The sequence below is a fragment of the Desulfosporosinus sp. FKA genome (assembly GCF_002196785.1).
Classification (GTDB): Bacteria; Bacillota; Desulfitobacteriia; order Desulfitobacteriales; family Desulfitobacteriaceae; genus Desulfosporosinus; species Desulfosporosinus acididurans.
In genome coordinates this window covers 83691-104900 of sequence record NZ_NAHZ01000018.1, presented here as the reverse complement: position 1 = coordinate 104900, position 21210 = coordinate 83691, and the positions used below count along the sequence as shown (strand labels likewise).

Genomic DNA, 21210 nt, shown 5'->3' with positions numbered 1-21210 from the left:
TAGTCTCAGTGCATGGGATCTCCATAAAATTTGTTCATTTTGCTTTATGAATGACAGCAATGCCACAGCTTAATATGAACAGGAAGAATAATACTTCCATAATCACCAATGTGCGGGATCCTATCGTCAGCGGTAGAATATCCCCAAAAGACCCAACAGATATATTAGTAGCACTAAAATAAATAAAGGAAAAATATTGATAAAAAATATTACTACCTAAATATTTAGAACTAAAGGATCCGGGGTTAATACGATACACATAAAAATACATAGATGAAAATAGCAATATAGCCGTAATAGCTCCGACAATTATCGTACTAAGTGTAAGCCAAAATTGCGGCATAACTAAAAAGAGGTTTCCAATAATATATAGGGAAATGCTTGCTGTTGCAATCAAAGTATAAATATTTACTAAAAATACAGCTTTTTGTGATGCGATTTTTTCATTAGCGCAACTGCTTTTATTCGTACAATTTACTTCTGAACGTTCAAACACCTCATGCTCTGCCATCCCCTTATCTAAAGTGCACGATGAATCTAAAATAGTCACACTGAATCCTAAAATACTTGCCCCCGCAATACCTATAATAGCTGGGGTTAAGAAACATCCATTGGGCCATAATAGTCTTGACCAATCTATCACAGCTGTTGTGGTTATTGTTTTTTTAGGGTATCCGTGGCTAAAATACATAGTATTTGGTTTAGCATAATAGCAATTCAAATGTGAGGATTTCGTCATAATTTATCCTTCCAAAATGTTTGTTTATGCTCTATTATATTAAAGTACTTGTCATTTTTTTCCAATTATTTTACTTAATTTTTAGCTTCACAAACTCCAACTCTCCCGGCCAGACGACTTCCATTCACAGACTCCGTAATATGTTCCCCACATTCCAAGCATTACTTTGTCCATTTCTAGCAAGCAAATAGTTCATTATCTTAACTTATCACCTTTATTGATTACTGTCTCTTCTAATTCTCTATATTTTATCGTTAATCCACATTCTGATTAAGTCGTTGAATTTATTAGATGCAGTCCATGGATACGTATGGTCAGCCCCATTTATTATTATACCTCTTGATCTAGGAAGGGCCTCCACAATATCGGCTGCAGATTGCTTCATAGCTTTTGGTTCTTTTTCCCCAGCTAATATTAGAGTCGGGACGTTGGCATGTTTTAGTTCGAAAATAGGAATCTTTCCGAATTGATATAGTTGGTCGTATAACCTGTATAGCGAATCTGCAGTCAATCTTCTAAAATCGGCCAGACAATTTTCAATTGAGACTTTATCAAGAAACTTAAACTGCTTTGCTATAAACGATAGTATCGCTTTATTTCTCAACATAGCTGCCGAGAGTTTATAGATAAATGGCGTATGGACAAGACTTAATAGATACATTGGTCTATATAATGCACTGGCTACGACAGCATGATCCACTAAATCCGGTCGTCTGGCGAGGAGTTCGATTACTACTTTGCCTCCAAGAGAATGACCAACTACATGAGCTTTACGATGATTCGTTGTGTTTTCGATGAGTTCCGCTATGCGATCAGCACAATCTCTTAAATTAAACGGCCCTTCATATATGCTTTTCCCGTGTTCTGGTAAATCAGGTACAAGACAATGGTAATCGCTAAAATGCTCAACCTGCTTATGCCAAATCCATCCGCTTATTCCGCCGCCATGAATAAATACAATCGAAGGCATACTTTTATTTCCGGTCTCTTCAAAATACATAGCCATCCCCAATGCCCTTCTAAATATAGTTAATACTATTATTCTATACCCCGCTTACAATACAGATATCCCACTTTGGAAGGATTATTTCATCACACGCAATACTCGATACCCATTTTGATATTTAAGTCCTCTTAACTACGAGTAATAATTTGAATAGAAATAACTCTTTTGCTGCAGTGGAGGTAATTTGGTGTAAAGCGGTGAGATTCACTGAGAGCTAGCTGCCAGATTAATTGCAAAAACGATAAATATAATTCCAAAGAGCTGAGAAATACCTTGTAGTCGTTTGGGAGACTTTGCAACAAATGTTTTCATTGATCCGGCCAAAATTCCGTAACCCACAAAAACCAGAAAGGTCAACAGCATAAATACTATGCCAAGCAGAAAACTCTCTCTTATATAGTTCTGGCTGTTGCTGCTAAGATATTGGGGCAAAAACGAGAAAAAGAACAGCGTAAGTTTTGGATTTAATAAATTAATTAAAACTGCTTTACGAACAATGGTCACAGGGGTATCTTCTTTACTTGTTTCACCAAAATCCAATTTAGTTTTTGACAGGAGCATCCCAAATCCAAGATACAGTAGATACAAAACGCCAGCCATCTTAAGAACAAAGAAAGCCTGCTCACTCATCCTTAATAATAGTGAAGAAAATCCGATACTTATAATTAGATGGGGAAGTATACCAGCTGTACAGCCCAGGGCAGCAATGGCACTTGCTTTTTTTCCTTTAGTTATGCCGGTGGAGATTGTGTAAATAACCCCGGTACCAGGGAGCAGAATTATGATTAATGACGTTACTATAAATGTGTATATACTCATTTTTTCCTCCTTAGTGAGCTTAATTCCATTTTATGATATACTTTAATCTAAAAAAACGGTTCATAAAAGTGCCGCTTAATATCATTTTTTATAGAACCACTCCGAGGGAAAACTATGATGCACATTACTTTAGATCGCAACAGCACAATTTCACTCACCAGACAAATCTATAAACATATACGAGAGGCCGTCTTGAACGGAACACTGCAGCAGTATGAGAAACTTCCATCGACACGAGAAATGGCCAAGTATCTCAACGTGGCAAGAAATGTTATTATTGAAAGCTACGAACAGCTTACTGCTGAGGGCTATATATACACTAAAAATGGTGCAGGAACATATGTAAACGATGGAATATATTTTGAACGAGCAACCTCCATTTCTTCCGTAAATAATCGAAAACCAATAGAGAACCGTCCTAATAAAAATGTTATTAGTTTTCGCACAGGAATTCCCGATTTGGCTTCTATTCCTATAAAAAAATGGGGGCAGCTCTATAAATCCATTACCCTGTCAGTATTACCGCAGCAGATGGATTATCAAAGCTCAAAGGGTGAATATGAGCTGAGACGTCAGCTTTCAATTTATTTACGGCGCGTACGCGGAGTAAATACCCATCCGGAAAACATTCTCATAACAAATGGGGCTGCACAAGCGTTTAGCTTATTGTGTCAGCATGTCTCAGAGGATGGATATGCCTTAGTAGAAAATCCCCTTAGCTATGGCATTCTTCATACTTTGGAAAGTAGACAGGTGAAAATCCAAGCAATTCCCGTTGATGAATTTGGCATGGTGACAGAAAAACTGCCAAATATTCCACCTGAATTAATATTTACAACTCCAAGTCATCAGTTTCCAACTGGAGTAATACTACCCATCAAACGCAGGATTCAAATGATCCAGTATGCAAAAAAACATAACTCCTACATTGTCGAGGATGACTATGATAGTGAATTTCGCTTTGATGGAAGTCCAATACAGTCCATGCAATCACTTGACCCAACCTGCGTTATTTATGTCGGGACATTTTCCAAAACTCTTATGCCTTCATTGCGCATGGGATACATGGTGTTGCCTGATGCTTTGTGTGCTCAAATGGAAGAAACTAAATATGTAGCTGATTTACATTCACCCATACTTGAACAGCTTACAATGGCCAAATTTATTGAAGCAGGTTCTTTAGATTTGCATATCAAAAAGATGAGAAGTATTTATTTAAAAAGGAGAAATCATTTGATTAAATGCCTTGAGAATACGTTCGAAGACACAGTTTCAATTTCTGGAGCAGAAGCAGGAATGCACTTAGTAGCAACTTTTAAAACCATAAATTTTGATTCTTTAGTAATGCATAAAATTGAAGACAACAATATTCAAATCACCCCGATCAGAAAACATTATCTGCTTGATGAAACTAATAAGGTACTTAAACATCCTTATAATGATTCTCTGATTTTTGGCTATGGAAATACAAACATTTTATCCCTTGATGATGGCATAAAGCGACTCCACACAGTGTTATCACCATATTTAACCAAGTTTTAGGCATATCACAAACTCTTCTTCCATACGTAACCAAAAATAAGAATTATGAATAGGGTATTTCCTGATCCGTAGATAAGATCTTTCCTTGCATTCAATATAAAAACAACAAAAAGGCCGTAATCGAACAGAGTTATTCTGTACGTTTACGGCCTTAAAATCGACGCGATACGTTTGTCTCCTGTCAAAAAACTATGACATATCGTTTAACGGATTGCCTCGCAAAGAAGTAGAATACCCACCACCCTCCGCCATTTGACCGGGAATTGAATATCTAATAATACGTGTTGCATTGAGAATAGCAAGTACGGCAACTCCCACATCGGCAAAAACAGCCTCCCACATATTAGCTTCGCCAAACATCCCAAGTATAATAAATCCTAACTTAATCATTAAAGCGAAAGCAATGTTTTGCCAAATAATCTTCTTGGTATATTGGGCTATCTCAATGGCATCAATAAGTTTACCAGGTTGGTCTTCCATCAAAACCACGTCGGCTGCTTCAATCGCTGCATCTGATCCCAAACCGCCCATGGCAACACCAATATCGGCGCGTGTCAAAACGGGAGCATCGTTAATCCCATCACCGACAAAAACAACGTTGCCTTTACCGGACTGTTTCAAATAGCTTTCTAGCCAAGCTACTTTATGCTCAGGAAGCAAATTGGAATGATGCTCGCTAATTTGCAAATCATCAGCAATTGCCTGTGCCGCTTTTTCCTGATCACCTGTTAACATGACAGTCTTTATCCCGGCGGTATTCAGACGGGCAATCGTTTCGCGCGACTCAACTTTAACCCGGTCAGCTATCAAAATATAACCAGCGTATGCTCCATCGATAGCAAGATGGACCAATGTTCCCACTTCTTTATGATTAATTGAAGGGACTTCAATTCCCGCTTGCTTAATAAGTTCTTCCTTTCCCGCTAAGACATATTGACCTTTAATCGTTGCCTGAATCCCCTGTCCGCTGATTTCTTGATATTGATCAAGCTCATCAGTCTTAACAATCTTCCCGAACTTTTCGCGAATAGACTTCGCTATGGGATGATTCGAATGAATTTCCGCTTTAGCCGCCAATTCGAGCAAGGTATTTTCCGTGAAACCTTGAGCCGGGGCAATTTTAACTACTTGAAACACCCCTTCTGTTAACGTTCCAGTTTTGTCAAACAATACAGTCCGGACATTGGTTAAAGCTTCGAGATAATTTGCTCCTTTAACTAAAATTCCCTGCCTGGATGCCCCCCCAATTCCTCCGAAATAACCCAGAGGGACAGAAATAACGAGAGCACAAGGACACGAGATAACCAAAATCGTCATCGCCCGATATAGCCATTCACTAAAAACTCCACCCATGAAGAGCGGCGGAATTAAAGCTATCCCTAAAGCGATGGCCACAACACCGGGGGTATAATACCTAGCGAACGTCGTAATAAATTTCTCTGTATTGGCTTTGCGTGAACTAGCGTTCTCTACTAAATCTAATATCTTTTGCACGGAAGAATCAGCAAATTCGCGCATAACTTTGACCGTTAAGACACCGGAGTTATTTATCATACCGGCCAGAACCGTATCCCCGACCTTCACCTTACGCGGAACAGACTCCCCTGTTAAGGCAGACGTATCAACAAATGAGCTTCCGTGTAAAATCTCACCATCAAGCGGAACTTTCTCTCCCGGGCGGACTAGAATCTGTTGACCAACTAAGACATCTTCAGGATCGACTTTGGTGACGTCAAGTTGATTAAGCAAATTAGCATAGTCGGGACGAATATTAACCAAAGCCTTAATGGAACGGCGGGAACGGTCAGCCGCTCGGTTCTCTATAAGTTCACCGACAGAATAAAAGAGCATAACCCCGACAGCTTCCGAAAGTTGGTGAATGGCAATAGCCCCAACTGTGGCCAGGGCCATCAAGAAATTTTCATCAAAAATCGCACCCCGGATAATATTCCTTACAGCCTTCTCCAATACTTCGAAACCGACAAGTAAATAGGCACTCAAGTATATTGCATATTCCAGGACTTCCAAATTACTATTATGCCAATGTGAACCAAACACCAATCCAATCACCAAAAGAGCTGCCGCAACAAGGATTGTCAACAGTTGCTTGCGATCTAAATGGTCCTCGTTATCATTTTTAGTATCTGCAAGAGTCCTTTTTTCTTGGATTGCTGCCAATTTGACGCCTGGTTCAATCCCCTGCATTATTTCTTGGGCTTGATCCATGAGCATCGGAGGAAGAAAAACTGTCTTTGCAGCGTAATTAATGGTTGTTTCCCCAAAACCCTTTGTAGAACTCAATATTCGTTCCATCTTAGCGGCACAGTTTGGGCAAAACTCACCCTCAATTCGATATTTCAATCGCTCTTGATTGTTATGACCCTGGGTATACTTGTGAGCAGTATTAAGATCATTCTCGTGGTCATGATTATGCCCTTGGCTGCATTTTGACGCTATTTTCTCTGTCATCACTTTTTCCCCCTCTCGTCGTCATAACTCCTATGTCTATTCGTGCAAACATATGTTTAATCGTTCATATGTATTGTAACAAATATGCTCATTACCTACAATAAGATTTTTTACCTATTGGTATGCTCGTTAATATGTTCAAGCCCTTGGTTATACAAACTTAAAACGTGCTCATCGTCCAAAGCATAATAAACCATTTTTCCCTCACGCCGATATTTTACCAGCTTATTGCCGCGCAGAACACGTAATTGATGCGAAGTTGCAGATTGACTTAGGTTTAATAATTCTGCCAAATCGCACACACATAATTCAGCTTTGGCAAGAGCATCGATTATTCTCACTCGCGTCGGATCAGCTAAAGTTTTAAATAATTCGGCTAAATCATCAGCTTTTTCATAAAGGATAAGTTTATTATCAAAATTATTAATCACCTCTGGGTGTACGCATACAGTTTCACAGGTGGGACTATCGTTTTCTCTTGCAATAGTATTAGAATCAAAATCTTTATCTGAATTCAAACATTTTCACTCCTCAAGCAATACCTTTATATTTAATTATAGCAAATTTCTACTTCTTCATTAAGAGAGCATGTTTGGATATTCCGGATAAACAATTTTTCGATATTTTTTGTAAAAAATATATTAAGCCAATCAACGAATTTATTGTTTTATAAATATAAAATCAACCTTCGCACTTTGTCCATTAGGTAAAACGGGCTTTTCCTGGAAAGGAAGCTGGTCAATATGATTAATGCAAGTGAGAGTCCATAGATGACCGTAAGCGGCATCTCATAATATGTTGGGTTGGCTATGAACCATCTCAATTATTTTTCAACTAACTTAAAATGAACATGGTAGGCTTCTGTGGCCACAGTTGCCGATCTGCTTTTAAGAATATCAATTGTTTAGAGTAACAATTTAGGATAAAAATTAGCGATAAAGAATATTCCAATATCCATTCCAAAACAACTTTGTTAATTGTAGATATATGGAATTCAAACCAACAACCCACTAATGATATCAGAGTTGTTAGCGTGGTATTCTTTATCATGTTCTCGCAAGAACAAATTAATTCTTGGAGGTTAACATGGTGAAGAAATTTACAACATTAATTATAGCAGTCTTAATCGGAGTTTTATCTTATGTTCCAGTAGCAAGTGCTTCTACTAATTCAACTCGTTCCGCAGAAGTCCAGAAGGTTATCGCGAAATCTGAAAGTTATATTGGTACCAAATACGTTTTTGGTGGGACAAGCTATCAAGGTATTGATTGTTCCGGCCTAACAATGGATGCTTTCAAGGCAGTAGGCATCAATCTTCCGCGAACAAGTACCTATCAGTATAAAGTTGGAACTTTTACCCCAGCCAGCCGTCTTATACCAGGTGATTTAGTATTCTTTAGTTTTAATTCACGCCATACTGTAACTCATGTTGGAATTTATCTCGGTAACGGAAAATTCATTAATGCCACTAGTCACAAAGGCGTTACAATAAGCAGCTTTAACTCATACTGGTGGAAAGCATATGTCGGTGCTAAAAGAGTAATAAAGTAAGCCATGAAAAAGACTAAAAGCCGCCCTTGCAGTGGGGCGGCTTTTAATGTGATTATTGTCAACTTCATTCAATCAAAATTGCAGCGAGAGGCAAAATTTATGAGCTTTTTCTCCCAATGTTATTAATAATTCACATTCTGTGAGAACCTTCGAAAGGTTTCATAAGTGTTTGCACATGAACCAATCTACCGCCGAGTTTACTTTAACTCTATAGGTTCATCGAAAATATGCTTCGCCTGAGATTCAGTAATAACACCGTAATCAACCATACATTGAATAACCTGATTTTGTCGCTCACGAGCAAGCCCCATATTGATAAATGGGTCATATACGCTTGGTGCATTGGGCAGTCCAGCAAGCATAGTAAGTTCTCCATCGTTTAATTGTGAAGGAGCTTTAGCAAAGTAAGTCTCTGCCGCTTGATACAGTCCATTAGCCCCATGTCCAAAGTAAATGACATTGGCATACAGTTCAAACGTTTCTTGCTTACTCAGCGTGTCATAGATACCAATAGCGTAAACACTTTCCCGTAATTTCCATTTCAATGATTTTTTGATATCACTCAAGAGAGTATTATGAATTAACTGCTGCGTGATTGTGGACCCACCTTGTAGAGGCTGTTTGGCACTTAAATCCACCAATATTGCACGTAGAATTCCTCTGAAATCGATACCCTGATTTGTAAAGAAGCTCCGATCTTCAGTTGAGATCACAGCGTTCCTATACATTTCCGGTATTTCCTTGTAAGTTAGATAACGGGTATGATGAACTTTTACTTGACTAACTACAATACTTCGCACCTGGTCAGATATTCGGTAATCATAGGTAAAGTAAAACTTTAAACCAAACCAGCCAATACATAAAACCACGAACATGAAAATAAAAAGTCTAAACAAACCTTTAATGAATCGTTTCACGAATTCCTCCGCTAAGCTTTATTTGAAAGTGGGGCCCATTAAGGAAACTTTACTCTCCAACTTCAGTAATAGCTCCCTTGTGAGAGACAACTTAAAAACGATTTAAATATTATCTGTTATTATACGAAGATTAATCTGGTAAAAAATGCAATTACTTTAACCCCGTGCGACAAGAAGTCTCCCACCTCTTAGCCTTCCTTACTCGCGATAGCGAGAGCGAAGGTGGGGGATGAATTGTCGCTCTTCATTTTGTTATTGTCGTACAAATACTGCCATGATATAATCAGTAGTATAGTCATGAATGGCGGTGAACACATTGGAATTAGACAATAATAATCATTCAGTATTCTTGATGTACTATCATCTCATTTTAGTTATAAAATATCGTCGGAAAGTTATTGATGATATGATTTCCAATCGTCTTAAAGAAATCTTCGAGTATATAGCACCCAATTATAATGTCATTTTGCAGGAATGGAACCATGATAAAGACCATGTTCATATTCTGTTCAAAGCGCAACCCAATAGCGAATTATCAAAGTTCATCAATGCCTATAAAAGCGCGTCCTCTCGACTAACCAAGAAAGAATATCCTATCGTCAAAAAATCACTATGGAAAGACTATTTCTGGTCAAGAAGTTTTTGCTTATTAACCACGGGTGGAGCGCCAATTGAAGTTATCAAACGCTATATTGAAAGCCAAGGTGAGAAATTATGAACAAGGCTTTCAAATATCGTCTATATCCTTCTCCTGAACAAGAAATTCTCATCAATAAAACGTTCGGCTGTGTGCGGTTTGTTTACAACAAAATGCTTGCTAACCGCAAAGAGGTTTATGAGAAGTTCAAGGATGATAAAGAAGCGTTGAAACAACAGAAATACCTATTACCCGCTGAATTCAAGAATGAATTTGAATGACTCAAAGAAGTGGATAGTCTGGCTTTGGCTAATGCTCAACTGAATTTGCAGACCGCATACAAGAACTTTTTCCGGGATAAATCAATAGGCTTTCCAAAGTTCAAAAACAAGCACCGTGACAAGAAATCTTATACTACCAACAATCAGGGTGGAACAATCAGGCTTATTGACAGTAAGACCATTCGATTGCCAAAATTAAAAGAAGTACGGATTAAGCTACACCGACAATTACCTAAAGAAGCCGTTATAAAGTCTGCGACAATAAGCAAAACTCCTACAGGGAACTACTATATTTCCGTATTGGTTGAGTTTGAAGCCGATATAAAGCCCGTAACACCAACGACAGAAACGGTACTGGGTTTGGATTATTCATCAAAGACATTGTTCGTCGATAGCCAAGCAAATAATGCCGATTATCCAAAGTTCTACCGTCAAGCCGAAGCAAAATTGAAAAAAGCACAACGCAAACTATCTAAACGCCAAAAGGGTAGTAAAAATCGTGACAAACAACGTCGCAAGGTTGCCAAACTGCATGAAAAAGTAGCTCATCAACGAAAGGACTTCTTACATAAACTGTCCAGGCGAATAGCCGATGATTACTCAGCTATTGCAATGGAAGACTTAAATATGCGAGGCATGGCTCAATGTCTCAATCTTGCAAAATCGACGAATGACAATGGTTTTGGTATGCTAAAAACGTTTCTAACCTACAAACTTACTGAACAGGGAAAACAGTTAGTCATTATTGATAAGTGGTTTCCATCCAGTAAGATGTGCAGGTTCTGCAACAACGAAAATAAAGAACTAACCCTATCAGATAGAACCTGGACTTGTAGCCATTGCGGAGCAGAATTAGACCGCGATATAAACGCTGCAATCAATATCAAAAATGAGGGCTGTCGCTTGCTTGGCATAGCCTAGTCCATAACTAAGAACCGTTGGGCAAACGGGGTTAGCTTGGTAATTATACTGGCGTTAGCTGGTACGTCCCAAGAAGCCCCCACCTCTTAGCGTTAGCGTAGGTGGTGGGAGTATGTCACTTTACCCTCTCCCGATTCAATTGGAATTCGAATGGTTACCATGCCCCCACCAGTCTCTGAAGAGTTTTCTGCCAATAGTCTTCCCTTATGCTGCACAGCAATGGAATTGGCAATAAATAACCCCATTCCATAATGGGCTTTTGACGAACGGCTTTTATCGCCCATATAAAACTGCTGTGTGGCATTTTTAAGGGCATCCTCCGAAAAACCATTACCAGAATCAACGACGCAGAATTGAACAGTATCGCCTGCAAAGCCAACATCGAAAACGATTGTCCCACCTTGCGGCGAAAAATCTACAGCATTGGCAGCAATATTCAAAATTGCGCGTTGCAGCAAATCGGAATCTGCATGCAAGCTTTGCGGAAGATTTCTGGTTTTAAAATCGAGAGACAACCTCTTGACCACCATTAGTGCAGAAATCTGCTTATGGATTTTCGTAATAAAAGTACCTGTGTCAAGAATTTCTTTATGTAGAGAAAATCCCATTTCAGCCTTGGAAATTTCGATCAGCGTTCTGACGTATTGTTCCATCTGACGAGCACTGTCTATAATGTAGCCAGTGTAACTCTTCTGCTCTTCTGTCTGGTTTGTTTCAGACAGCAAATCTACATTTCCGCGAATAATGGTGATCGGCGTCTTAATATCATGCGCAAGTGCCGAGATTTGTTCCCGTCGGGTCTGCTCCTGATCCCACTGCTTTTGCAAAGACTCTTTTAAAGCTTCTTTCATTTTGTCTATGGAATACAGCACATTGTCGATTTCATAGATTCCGCTCGATTCAACAGAAAAATTCAGATCATGATTCTGAATTTTTTCCGTTGCCTTTTCCAAACTGTGCAGTTTTTTCGTCAGTTTTCTTCCGAAGGAGGATGCTAGCAAAAAAACTTCCAATAGGAATCCGAGACCCAATACAAGTTCAAAAAGGATTTCCGGGGAGGGCAAAAACTGACGCAAAACCGGCGAGCTGAACTGCGCAAGCAGCGTATACCGGACAATGCAAATCTCATTTCGGCGGGGAATAGGTAAATAGTAATATATAAAATCTCGGTCCCGTCCTTGCTTCTGCGTCAAATCCCATGCCATTGCAGCATCTTTTTTATTAAAATTTCCCGAAACGAACCTGCCTTGCCGTGTAAAAACTCCATAGCTGCATGTTTCCGGTATCATATCCGGTGTGACAGTATTGCTGCTTGCAATCTTTTCTTTCATGACGGATAGCTGCACTTCCCCGTAGTTGGCCGGCAAAATAACGCTATTTGTCAGAAGTAGGTCGAAGATTGCGAAGAGCGAAACGACAAACAGAATTGTTCCAAGGCAAAAAACAGCTAGATACCCTGTGAAAAGTCGGCGCAGTTTTTGAGGTTGACGCCGATGTTCGTTATTTCTCAGCGCCATCGGTAACCAATCCCCCAAATGGTCTCAATCGGCGATACCTTCTCGGAGGAGAATTTGGCGCGGATATTCTTGATATGTTCCACGACAGCACTGCTTTCACCGACAGCATCGAAGCCGAAAACAGTCTCATAGATCTTTTCTTTGGAAAAAACCTGTCCTCGGTTGCAGGCGAGAAATTCACAAATATCATATTCACCCTTCGTTAACGGAACAGATTGATCATCAACCATCACTGTTTTACCAGACAGATCAAAAGAAATGGCGTCCAGGCAAAGCATATTATGCTTGGGTCGGCTTTCCCGCCGCAGATGGGCGCTAATGCGCGCCCGGAGTTCCCCGGCACCGAAAGGCTTCAGCAGGTAATCATCGGCACCCTCACTAAGCCCCGTCATAACATCGCCTTCCATCGACTTTGCTGTAAGAAACAGAATAGGGCAATCCACCCTTTCCCGTATCCGCCGGCAAAGCACAAATCCATCAACACCCGGCATCATCACATCAAGAAGGATTAAATTGAATCGTCCCAACTGCAAATCAAATATCTTTTTAGGCTCATTGACAGTAACGACAGTATGTCCATCTTTGCACAGAATGTTCCTAAGCAGAACAAGAACCCCTTGATCATCGTCAACCGTCAATATATTAGCCATAAAACCATCCCCATTCTTCTAAAGTATAGCGATTCTCTTGTTTGTAAGCAACAGAGACAAAAGCAGCTATTCCTCTGCTCTCTTCCCTTCCCAGCTCAAAAACCAGATAATAGAGAAAACAAATATCAATAGGGTTTCAAGGACACATAGCACAATACCTGTCCGTAAGCCGCAGGCCGTCGGCATAGATCCGCCAAAACTGTTTATACCGAAAACCTTTAAAAAATGAAGAACCCATGCACAGGGTATAAACACCCATTTCCCGTCACCAAGGCCCGTAATCAGCAGAGCGGACAACAGACTTTCCACAATGCCAATACTGATAGAAACACCTTTATTAAAGCGAAAGCTTAAAAACAGATGCAGGAAATACAGAAAAATATTACTGCTAAACAAAATTGCAGCTCCGGATAAATAAAATTCCGGTCCAACCGGTGCGTGATGCAGGATAACGGCAAATCCTGCTTCAAAACCAAGAGCGGCAAGCAACACAGCGCCAAGCCCAAGCAACAGAAGCAAGGCAGACAAGCTCAGAAAGGGCCGCAGCTTGGAGGGATTCGTTAACAGTTGCTGATAATTACCTGCTTCCGCCTCCTGATCGCCAATCATAGAGCAGACAATAGCAATGAGCGTCGGAAATGAGAGAGCGATTGCCCCCAGACAGTCGAGCGCATTCGACCCGGGAGACTGCTTGGAGAAGGCGAAGATTAGAAGCAAAATAGAGATTCCGACAATTGGAATAAGAAAATGAATCCATAATACAGGCCTTCTTTTGATTTTGATAAAATCAGCCTGCAGGCAGTGAATAAACTCTATCATTTATTTTGCCTCCAGTCTGCGGTATGGTAAGGCGGTAAGCACGGACAAAACTATGAATAAAACCAAAGTAATGAGAACGCCTGACACTATTACGCTGGATGAAAGCAGCGGATCGTTTGCCGGAACCGTTAATCCGTTTGGCAGTACATGAATAACAGGGCACATCAGCCGTGTCGGAATTGCAAAAGGTATCCACCAATATATACTTTTGGCCGCAAATATAACGCCTAAAATATTTCCCACAAGGTTTATAAAGATAGCAGCAAAAGAGCCCAATCTATCCGCGATAAGCATACAAAAGGGTATTTGCCATAAGAAGGTAACAAACAGCAGAAGACTTGCTGTGCCGCTTTGAGCCAGAGTGAAAAAGCTTCCAAATATATGCCCGCCAATTGTTACGCCAATGAAGAAAACCACACATGATATACCATAGAGCAGGATGCAGGCCCCAACCTTTCCCAACCAGATTCTCCTTGGCTCAATAGCAAGACTCATAATTCCACGGTAATTCAGCTTCTTTTTATCCTTTTGCACGATACCGGCACAGATGAGGGAAAGCATACCGGGCAGCAGCATCGTGTACCACCAATTAAAACTGCCGGACTGAAAAAATGTCCCTGCTCCCAATAGAGCACAAAGCAGCATTGTGACAATAGGCGCTAAGAAGGCAGCCCTTTTAGTGAACGTGCGTTTTAGTTTTTGATATTCACTGGAAATAAGCCTGAACACTTGCCTCACCCCACTTTCCGATTCATCGCGACGACTTGCATAAACAATTCTTCGAGATTCTGTCCAGGATTAACAACGTCCTGATAGCCTAAAACGCCGTTGGCAATGATGCCGATGTGGTCAACGATCTGCTCAACTTCGGACAAAATGTGGCTGGAGAGAATTACGGTAATACCCTGTCGGGGAAATGACTTGATCAGTTCCCTCAATTCATGAATACCTATGGGATCAAGACCGTTGGTCGGCTCGTCCAGGATCAATAATTTCGGATGATTCAAAAGGGCAAGAGCAATACCAAGGCGCTGCTTCATACCCATGGAGAATTGTCCCGCGCGTTTTTTCCCCGTGTCCTTTAGATCAACAATGGCGAGCACTTCGCTGATACGGGATTCAGGAAGGCCCAATAACGTCGTCCTGACTTTCAGGTTTTCATAAGCCGTCAGATTTTCATACAGGGGCGGAGATTCGATCAAGCAGCCAATATCGTTAAGGTCTTTTCTCCGCCACCGATGCCCTTCAAAAAGTATCTGACCGGATGTCGGGCGGAGCATACCTGTGATCATTTTCAGCGTTGTTGACTTACCAGCACCATTTGGCCCAAGCAGGCCGTAGATTGAGTTTTCTGCGATAGACAGCGAAATATTGGTTACCACGTTCTGCCCTTTAAATGTTTTGCAAAGATCTTTGGTCTGTAAAATGGTGTTTCCCATTTTCATCATCCCTTCATTTGTTTGTTAACATTATAAAAGGCAATTATAAGGATTTTATAAGGAATTGTTTTATCCTCATAGAAACTGAATTAATATACGTTGACATTGCAATTTCGCAATTGAATAAAACGATGGGTTGTTTCTTCAATCGCGAACAAAATCCCTCCCACCATTACGGCAAGAGGGATTTAAGTTATCCGGTTTTTAAGACTTCCACTTAAGTGAGGGTGGGTCCTCCTTCGCCGCTATCCACAAATAAGCCTTGATCTCTAAAGCGTTCACATGATCTAATTGAGCCCTTTACTCTAAAGTTAAGGATTAGTCTTCGCTTTATCATAGTTGCCAAAAACCCATTGATAAAGCCCTGCATTAATCAATTGCAAGCCCGCAGTTAAGATCAAAGGTAATGCCAAAAGACCTGTTTCAAACATGTATCCTGATATGGCAGGACCAACAGCTGATGGCAGCCGCATAGACAGGGCATTGATGCTTGTAGCCAGACCTCTTCGCTTATCACGGGTCAGACTGGCACTTAAGGCCGATCTGCTGCCTTGGGTACCACGATTAATAGCGTTTCTAATCACATAGATAAATGAAGCTAAACTAAAATTCGGCATAAAGGGCAGTGCCACCATTAACATAGACCCAATTATTCTCATCCAGGTGACAGACTTTACCATGCCATACCTGTCGGCCATAAACCCATTGATAACTGAAAATATTCCTGTCAACAGAAATGACAGCGAAAGAGTTACACCAATTGCTTCTGTACCAACATGATATCTTAGGCTGAACCAATACGCCATCATTGGTCCGGTTAACCCGACCGCAATACCATTGATTGTGTTTACCAGGGCAAATTTAAGCATGGCCATATTTTCCTGACGACGTATATTAGTTTCACTGGTTGGGATGACTTTTTCATTTTTAATTTCCGTTTTTACCGGACTATCGGAATCATCTTTTATTTCTTCAGTATTCAGTAAAACAACGGTACATATTAGAGAGAACACCGCCACCAGGATAAAAATCGGCCGGTAGGCCAACAGCGGACTGCTTACGTGCATCAAGCCAGGCAAACCGCCGATGGCTGCCCCCAGAGCCATCCCTATAAAACCGATCGCATTATTCAGGCTAAATACTTTTCCGCGCTGGGACTGTTTTACACAGCGAGCCAGCCAAGCCTGTTCGGCTGGACTGAAAGGACCTGCGGCACCACTTTGACCCCGACCAAACCCTACAACTACTATGGCTAAAACAAGTACAATCGCTTTAGTAGTAAAACAAGAGGCAACGGCTGCTACCATGGTCATTAACTCAAATATCAGCAAAAACGGTTTTCTTCCTAACTTATCACTGATAATACCAACAAACAAGATCAGGATTGCTCCGAACAAGCCGGCAGCTGATGTTACCCCGCCGATCATAGTACCACTCCAATGAAGTGCTGCTAAATAAAGGGTAATATCTACAACCATCGCTCCTTGCCCAATACTGCGTAATCCCCTAATAAGCATTAATCTCTTTGCTACACTGTGAATTTCAGTACCAAACATATATAAACTCCTCTTACTTTATATTTCCTTACCGCAATGATATCGAAAAAGTCAACTATCATCTCTCAAAGATTTAACGTGCTTTTGTACATTTTCCTCGATTTTCTGCAGTAAGTTAGTTATCTCTTCTCTTTCTGGATCCTCAAAATTCTTAATCATTATTTCTGTTATGTCATGTAAACCGCTTTTAATTGAGGGCATCAATTTCTCCCCTTTTTCTGTTAAACAGGATCTAATGATTCGTTTATCGTCTTCATCTCTATCGGTATGAATATAGCCCAGCGCCTCAAGCTTTTTTATAGCTCTGTGGGTATTGGCACGGTCTATTTTAACTCGTTCACTTAAATCCTTTTGATTAATACCAGGGTTTAAAGCGATATTTATTAGAATAGTATGCTGCCCACAACCAATACCATATTGTTCAAACTGTTTATTAATGAGAATGCTTTGATAACGGTATATTGACGCGATATATCTACCTATTGAATGTTTTTCCATGATATAATTCCTTTCTAAATTAATTGCTATCGCAACTAATTATAGCGAATGTTAGTTGCGATAGCAATTAACATTCGCTATAATTTTCTCATTTACAACAATATGTTCATTCCAAGCCCGTTAAACCTGTATAAAAATAGTTACTATTGTTTCACAAAGAAATGACAATGAAAAACACCCTCCTTGCCAATTCTGTTGACAGGAGAGTGCTTGATTTTAAAGTCTTCAGTCTTCAGTCTTTACTCGTTACTCGTTACTCGTTACTCTTTAGTCTTTAGTCTTTAGTCTTTAGTCTTTAGCATAACTGGGATTTTAGGTCTTCTTTTGCTGCTGAACAATCCAAACGCATAGCTACCTGACCTTTATCTAATACCATAACTGAGGGCGCCTTTTCGATAGCGTATTTATGTGCTAGATTTTTCTTGGTGGTCATATCAACTTTTACGATCTTATACCGTTCCATAAGTTCTTTGTTTACATTTTCCAATAGAGTAGTAAATTCCAAGCTCTCGTTATCTAAAGCATTGAAGAAGAGTAGAAGAACTTGCTTATCACTTTCCAAGACGTTCGAATTAAAAGCTTTCATTTCTTCGATATAGCGCTCAGCGGCAACAGCTGCAGTGGCTCCATCCCCGGCAGCTGAAACCACTTGTCTCAGATATTTAACCCGATTGTCTCCAACCGCATAAACCCCTTCAAGGTTTGTTTCCATTAATTCATTAACCGGGATATACCCTCTTCTGTCCATCTCAATGCCGCTTTCCTTAAGAAAGTGGGTCGAAGGTACCATACCCACAAAGAAAAAGACACCCTGACAAGAAAGTTCAGTTGAACCACCGGTTTTTAAGTTCTTAATCTTAACCCCTTCAACATTATCTTGACCCAAAACTTCTTCTAGCGTGGAATTCCAGATAAATTCCATTTTTCCATTTTGAAATGCTCTTTCTGCACTCACTTTATTGCAGTCAAGAATACCTTCGTCATGGAGCACGATCACGGTAACCTTGCGAGCGAATTTAGTAATGTACATGCCTTCTTCAATAGCCTGATCCCCACTGCCGACAACAACAACATCTTCACCTTCGAAGAACTCGGCATCACACGTGGCGCAGTATGCGACTCCGCTGCCGCGGAGGCGTTTTTCACCAGGGATATCTAAAAGTCTCGGTTCACTGCCGCAGGCGATGATAATTGCCTTGGCCGAAAATACGTTGCCCTTTTTCGTGGTGATGATCTTATCTTCCTGTGAGAAATCCGTTCTTACGACTTGATCACGCAGAAGTTCTACGCCAAAGGATTCGACATGCTTTTTAAAGTCCTTCATGAGATCTTCTCCGCTGACTTGTCCATATCCGGGATAGTTAACAATTTCCCGCGTGGTATTTACCAACCCGCCAACGGTACCTTTATTGATAACCAGGGTTTTAAGTTTGGCTCTTCCGCCATAGATTGCCGCTGTTAGCCCAGCAGGTCCTCCACCGATTATTATCAAATCATAGGAGTTTTCCACGTCTTCCAATCCTTCTCTCGTAATTGTTTGATTGTCAAAGATATTCTTTGATTTTTTCTTCTATTTCCTCTTCATCAACATCCCCTGCGAGTTTACCTTGATATTCCCCATCCTTGAAAAAAAGAATTTGAGGAACTCCTTTGAGAGACAGAGATTGATATAATGGCTTATCCTCCTCAACATCAACATGGTAAAATCCAAATTTACCTTCATATTGGGGCTGTAACTCTTCAACTTTGGGAACGACTTCCTTACATACATGACAGGTTTTTCTAGAGAAAACGACTAGACAAGCTTCACATGCATCATAAATCTTTTCTTCGAAACTATTAGCATTTAATTTTGGTAATGACATCGTTATCCTCCTCGACAAATAAGAGCTAATACACAGATATGTTATGCTTGAATTGTAACACCTGTTTCATAAACTCTTTCATCGGCAATTAGTTTTACTTGATACTTGCCAGATAATCCTGTTTTGTTAATAAAGGTATCAACATTCCGAGGATCAGCTTTCTGAAATGTTCCTACACACATGGCTTTAAAATCTTGAGCCACCGTATTAATGGGGTATCTTAAGGTGTCTCCGCTTTCATGCACTAGAAGAATCTGAGCTAGATCGCCGCTTTCAAAGATCCCATTGAAATTAAAACGATCTTCTTCTTCAATAATCTTTGCTTCATAATGGTCCGGAACAAATTCTCCCGTTTCGTTAGCTTTTATTTTCATCCGCGTGGTTTGCGTCTTAATAAATTGTCCGAGTTTTTGGCCTTCGCCGAGCTCTGCGATTTCATTCGCGTAATAAAGAGGAAGTTTCTCGGCTCGATAGCAGTTAGCCGGAACCTGTAATTCATAAACTAACTCATCATTTACAAGCTCGCACGTAATAGAATTGAAGGTATAAACATTGTCCTTGAATTCAGGAAGCCTAGCTTTTCTAACCGCTAGAATTCCTTCACTTGTTACACCATTCTCATAGCCGATACCCCCAGAGTGAACCATATAATGACCTTCATTATAATACTCAACATTACAGATATAAGGAGAGAAAAAGTCGGCACCGCGTTCTTTTCCATATTGCCAAATTTGCTCAATCGTCATTTTATCTGTGTCAATCCGATAGCGAACTCCACGAGAAAAGTTATCCTTATTGGCACGGTAGTTTTCTTTATTCTTAGAGCGGAAATGCCCATTATCAAAGACCATGATATCTCCATCCGGCAAGACAACACAGGCATGCTGCTCATACTGCCAATCGAAATCTCCATCACCCACAGGAGTGAAGAAATAGTTGTCCACCATGTCCTGGGGCCAACCTTCTGGATCTCCAATGATCCAATTCAAGTTGCCTGTCTCATAATCCAGATTAATAATAGCATCCTGGTGCCTCCCAGAAAGAGTTAGAGTATTAGTCTTTTTGTCATACCAGACCGCATTGTTATGAAACCAATCATGCTCATCTTGGCTGCCTGAACCAGCAACATCTTGAGGTAATATTGTTTTGAAGTCCCACTTTTTGAGGATTTCACCGGTTTTATGATCAAGAAGGACACAAGTATCTTCTACCGTTCCAGAATAGAAATCAAAGGTGAGCACTAAAATATTGCCATCCTCCATCACAAACTGGTCATGGTGATATCCACTGGGTAGGACATATTCTTTATAAATTTTACCGCTGAAAGACATTTCATATAAACCACTCGTAAAATACGGCATTTTTACCAGGCGCTCAGTGCCAACCAAAAGATGCCCGTTCGGCATACGCTTTAAATCAAAGTTAAAGTTCGTATTAGAATACCAACGTATATCACCGGCGTAATCATAACCGGCGGGCTTTGAACGCATAGCTGTCGTAAGGAGCATCATGTTATTGCCCATATATTCCGGCGTTGTTTTAATAGATGTAGCAACTGCAACATCAGAGGGTAAGGGATCAGTTTTAATTTGAATCGTATTTCTTTCAGAATTAGAAAGAATAATATCAACACTGTTTTCATAGTCCGCATAAAGGCCAAAAACAGGAAGAATGTGTTTTGTTGTACAAGGGAATGTATGGCGAATATCCCCTGGATGTTTCTTTCCTTTCACAACAATGGTCGTTTCACAGGCCACCGGCGTATTAAATAGAATCATAGCAGTTAAGGGAGCGATTTCATAAGGGTTTAGAACGATCAAGGGATTATCCAGTGTATAATTACCCGTTTCAAACTTATCAAGAAAAGCCTTTTCAAGTTCATTTTGTCTTGTAATAATGTGGGGTATCCGTTCGTATTTAACCATATTTATTCTCCTCATTAATTAAATATCTGTTTTACACAAATGTCTCAGTCTTAAAACTC

The 21210-nt window shown here is 40.2% G+C and carries 21 protein-coding genes; 5 read left to right on the top strand and 16 right to left on the bottom strand.

The annotated features are described in order from the left end of the window. Positions 1-34 precede the first annotated feature (34 nt). The 3 genes from B5771_RS05950 to B5771_RS05940 all read right to left on the bottom strand — a co-directional run bounded on the left by B5771_RS05950 (position 35) and on the right by B5771_RS05940 (position 2564). Positions 35-739, bottom strand: a complete 705-nt coding sequence (locus B5771_RS05950) for a hypothetical protein (RefSeq protein WP_053006518.1) — start codon at positions 737-739, stop codon at positions 35-37. A gap of 241 nt (positions 740-980) precedes the next feature. Beyond that, positions 981-1745, bottom strand: a complete 765-nt coding sequence (locus B5771_RS05945) for an alpha/beta hydrolase (RefSeq protein ID WP_088186720.1) — start codon at positions 1743-1745, stop codon at positions 981-983. A 204-nt stretch (positions 1746-1949) separates the two neighbouring features. Then, positions 1950-2564 (bottom strand): LysE family translocator, encoded by a 615-nt coding sequence (locus tag B5771_RS05940; RefSeq protein WP_088186719.1) that lies wholly within the window; start codon positions 2562-2564, stop codon positions 1950-1952. A gap of 114 nt (positions 2565-2678) precedes the next feature. Here B5771_RS05940 and B5771_RS05935 point away from each other — a divergent pair, with 114 nt between their 5' ends. Beyond that, positions 2679-4106 carry a PLP-dependent aminotransferase family protein gene (locus B5771_RS05935; RefSeq protein ID WP_088186718.1) on the top strand — a complete coding sequence of 476 codons (1428 nt, stop codon included), beginning with the start codon at positions 2679-2681 and terminating at the stop codon, positions 4104-4106. A 189-nt stretch (positions 4107-4295) separates the two neighbouring features. Here B5771_RS05935 and B5771_RS05930 read toward each other — a convergent pair whose 3' ends face one another. Together B5771_RS05930 and B5771_RS05925 are read right to left on the bottom strand one after the other, a co-directional pair. After that, a complete protein-coding gene (locus B5771_RS05930) occupies positions 4296-6575 on the bottom strand; it encodes a heavy metal translocating P-type ATPase (RefSeq protein WP_088186717.1) in 2280 nt (759 codons plus the stop codon). A gap of 110 nt (positions 6576-6685) precedes the next feature. Then, a complete protein-coding gene (locus B5771_RS05925) occupies positions 6686-7093 on the bottom strand; it encodes a metalloregulator ArsR/SmtB family transcription factor (protein ID WP_242966755.1) in 408 nt (135 codons plus the stop codon). Between the two features lie 568 nt (positions 7094-7661). On the opposite strand from B5771_RS05925, the gene B5771_RS05920 reads away from it, so the two are divergent. Beyond that, positions 7662-8126, top strand: coding sequence for a C40 family peptidase (locus B5771_RS05920; protein WP_053006519.1), 465 nt, complete (start codon positions 7662-7664; stop codon positions 8124-8126). Positions 8127-8323: 197 nt separating this feature from the next. On the opposite strand, the gene B5771_RS05915 is transcribed toward B5771_RS05920, so the two are convergent. Then, positions 8324-9043, bottom strand: a complete 720-nt coding sequence (locus B5771_RS05915; RefSeq protein ID WP_088186716.1) for a biosynthetic peptidoglycan transglycosylase — start codon at positions 9041-9043, stop codon at positions 8324-8326. A gap of 316 nt (positions 9044-9359) precedes the next feature. Here B5771_RS05915 and tnpA point away from each other — a divergent pair, with 316 nt between their 5' ends. From tnpA to B5771_RS05905, 3 genes are read left to right on the top strand one after another with little or no spacing between them, the layout of a single operon-like run. Continuing rightward, positions 9360-9761: an IS200/IS605 family transposase gene (tnpA, locus tag B5771_RS05910; RefSeq protein ID WP_140417703.1), complete on the top strand. Its 402-nt coding sequence runs from the start codon at positions 9360-9362 to the stop codon at positions 9759-9761. Further along, positions 9758-9961, top strand: a complete 204-nt coding sequence (locus tag B5771_RS25180; RefSeq protein WP_348982936.1) for a helix-turn-helix domain-containing protein — start codon at positions 9758-9760, stop codon at positions 9959-9961. Before tnpA ends, B5771_RS25180 begins: the two co-directional genes overlap by 4 nt. A 9-nt stretch (positions 9962-9970) precedes the next feature. After that, positions 9971-10882, top strand: coding sequence for an RNA-guided endonuclease TnpB family protein (locus tag B5771_RS05905; RefSeq protein WP_348982935.1), 912 nt, complete (start codon positions 9971-9973; stop codon positions 10880-10882). A 92-nt stretch (positions 10883-10974) separates the two neighbouring features. On the opposite strand, the gene B5771_RS05900 is transcribed toward B5771_RS05905, so the two are convergent. The 10 genes from B5771_RS05900 to B5771_RS05855 all read right to left on the bottom strand — a co-directional run bounded on the left by B5771_RS05900 (position 10975) and on the right by B5771_RS05855 (position 21157). Next, positions 10975-12399: a HAMP domain-containing sensor histidine kinase gene (locus B5771_RS05900; protein ID WP_088186714.1), complete on the bottom strand. Its 1425-nt coding sequence runs from the start codon at positions 12397-12399 to the stop codon at positions 10975-10977. After that, positions 12390-13049: a response regulator transcription factor gene (locus tag B5771_RS05895; RefSeq protein ID WP_047811692.1), complete on the bottom strand. Its 660-nt coding sequence runs from the start codon at positions 13047-13049 to the stop codon at positions 12390-12392. The genes B5771_RS05900 and B5771_RS05895 overlap by 10 nt, the downstream gene beginning before the upstream one ends. A 66-nt stretch (positions 13050-13115) precedes the next feature. Beyond that, on the bottom strand, positions 13116-13868 hold the full coding sequence (locus B5771_RS05890) for a lantibiotic immunity ABC transporter MutG family permease subunit (RefSeq protein WP_088186713.1): 753 nt from the start codon (positions 13866-13868) through the stop codon (positions 13116-13118). Next, on the bottom strand, positions 13869-14597 hold the full coding sequence (locus B5771_RS05885) for a lantibiotic immunity ABC transporter MutE/EpiE family permease subunit (protein WP_088186712.1): 729 nt from the start codon (positions 14595-14597) through the stop codon (positions 13869-13871). Between the two features lie 5 nt (positions 14598-14602). Further along, a complete protein-coding gene (locus B5771_RS05880) occupies positions 14603-15307 on the bottom strand; it encodes a lantibiotic protection ABC transporter ATP-binding protein (RefSeq protein ID WP_047811695.1) in 705 nt (234 codons plus the stop codon). A 311-nt stretch (positions 15308-15618) separates the two neighbouring features. Beyond that, positions 15619-16863, bottom strand: a complete 1245-nt coding sequence (locus B5771_RS05875) for an MFS transporter (protein ID WP_088186711.1) — start codon at positions 16861-16863, stop codon at positions 15619-15621. Positions 16864-16914: 51 nt separating this feature from the next. Continuing rightward, the gene (locus B5771_RS05870) at positions 16915-17361 is read right to left on the bottom strand and encodes a MarR family transcriptional regulator (RefSeq protein WP_088186710.1); all 447 of its coding nucleotides are present in this window, start codon (positions 17359-17361) and stop codon (positions 16915-16917) included. A 295-nt stretch (positions 17362-17656) separates the two neighbouring features. Next, a complete protein-coding gene (gene trxB, locus B5771_RS05865; RefSeq protein WP_088186709.1) occupies positions 17657-18880 on the bottom strand; it encodes a thioredoxin-disulfide reductase in 1224 nt (407 codons plus the stop codon). Positions 18881-18905: 25 nt separating this feature from the next. Next, on the bottom strand, positions 18906-19226 hold the full coding sequence (locus tag B5771_RS05860; protein WP_088186708.1) for a thioredoxin family protein: 321 nt from the start codon (positions 19224-19226) through the stop codon (positions 18906-18908). A gap of 41 nt (positions 19227-19267) precedes the next feature. Then, positions 19268-21157, bottom strand: a complete 1890-nt coding sequence (locus B5771_RS05855; RefSeq protein WP_088186734.1) for an aryl-sulfate sulfotransferase — start codon at positions 21155-21157, stop codon at positions 19268-19270. Between the last annotated feature and the right edge of the window lie 53 nt (positions 21158-21210).

Bases quoted from the DNA above. Each gene is read 5' to 3' on its own strand.
- B5771_RS05950 (WP_053006518.1), bottom strand. From the start codon at position 739: ATGACGAAATCCTCACATTTGAATTGCTATTATGCTAAACCAAATACT.
- B5771_RS05945 (WP_088186720.1), bottom strand. From the start codon at position 1,745: ATGGCTATGTATTTTGAAGAGACCGGAAATAAAAGTATGCCTTCGATT.
- B5771_RS05940 (WP_088186719.1), bottom strand. From the start codon at position 2,564: ATGAGTATATACACATTTATAGTAACGTCATTAATCATAATTCTGCTC.
- B5771_RS05935 (WP_088186718.1), top strand. From the start codon at position 2,679: ATGATGCACATTACTTTAGATCGCAACAGCACAATTTCACTCACCAGA.
- B5771_RS05930 (WP_088186717.1), bottom strand. From the start codon at position 6,575: ATGACAGAGAAAATAGCGTCAAAATGCAGCCAAGGGCATAATCATGAC.
- B5771_RS05920 (WP_053006519.1), top strand. From the start codon at position 7,662: ATGGTGAAGAAATTTACAACATTAATTATAGCAGTCTTAATCGGAGTT.
- B5771_RS25180 (WP_348982936.1), top strand. From the start codon at position 9,758: ATGAACAAGGCTTTCAAATATCGTCTATATCCTTCTCCTGAACAAGAA.
- B5771_RS05900 (WP_088186714.1), bottom strand. From the start codon at position 12,399: ATGGCGCTGAGAAATAACGAACATCGGCGTCAACCTCAAAAACTGCGC.
- B5771_RS05895 (WP_047811692.1), bottom strand. From the start codon at position 13,049: ATGGCTAATATATTGACGGTTGACGATGATCAAGGGGTTCTTGTTCTG.
- B5771_RS05890 (WP_088186713.1), bottom strand. From the start codon at position 13,868: ATGATAGAGTTTATTCACTGCCTGCAGGCTGATTTTATCAAAATCAAA.
- B5771_RS05880 (WP_047811695.1), bottom strand. From the start codon at position 15,307: ATGGGAAACACCATTTTACAGACCAAAGATCTTTGCAAAACATTTAAA.
- B5771_RS05875 (WP_088186711.1), bottom strand. From the start codon at position 16,863: ATGTTTGGTACTGAAATTCACAGTGTAGCAAAGAGATTAATGCTTATT.
- B5771_RS05870 (WP_088186710.1), bottom strand. From the start codon at position 17,361: ATGGAAAAACATTCAATAGGTAGATATATCGCGTCAATATACCGTTAT.
- B5771_RS05860 (WP_088186708.1), bottom strand. From the start codon at position 19,226: ATGTCATTACCAAAATTAAATGCTAATAGTTTCGAAGAAAAGATTTAT.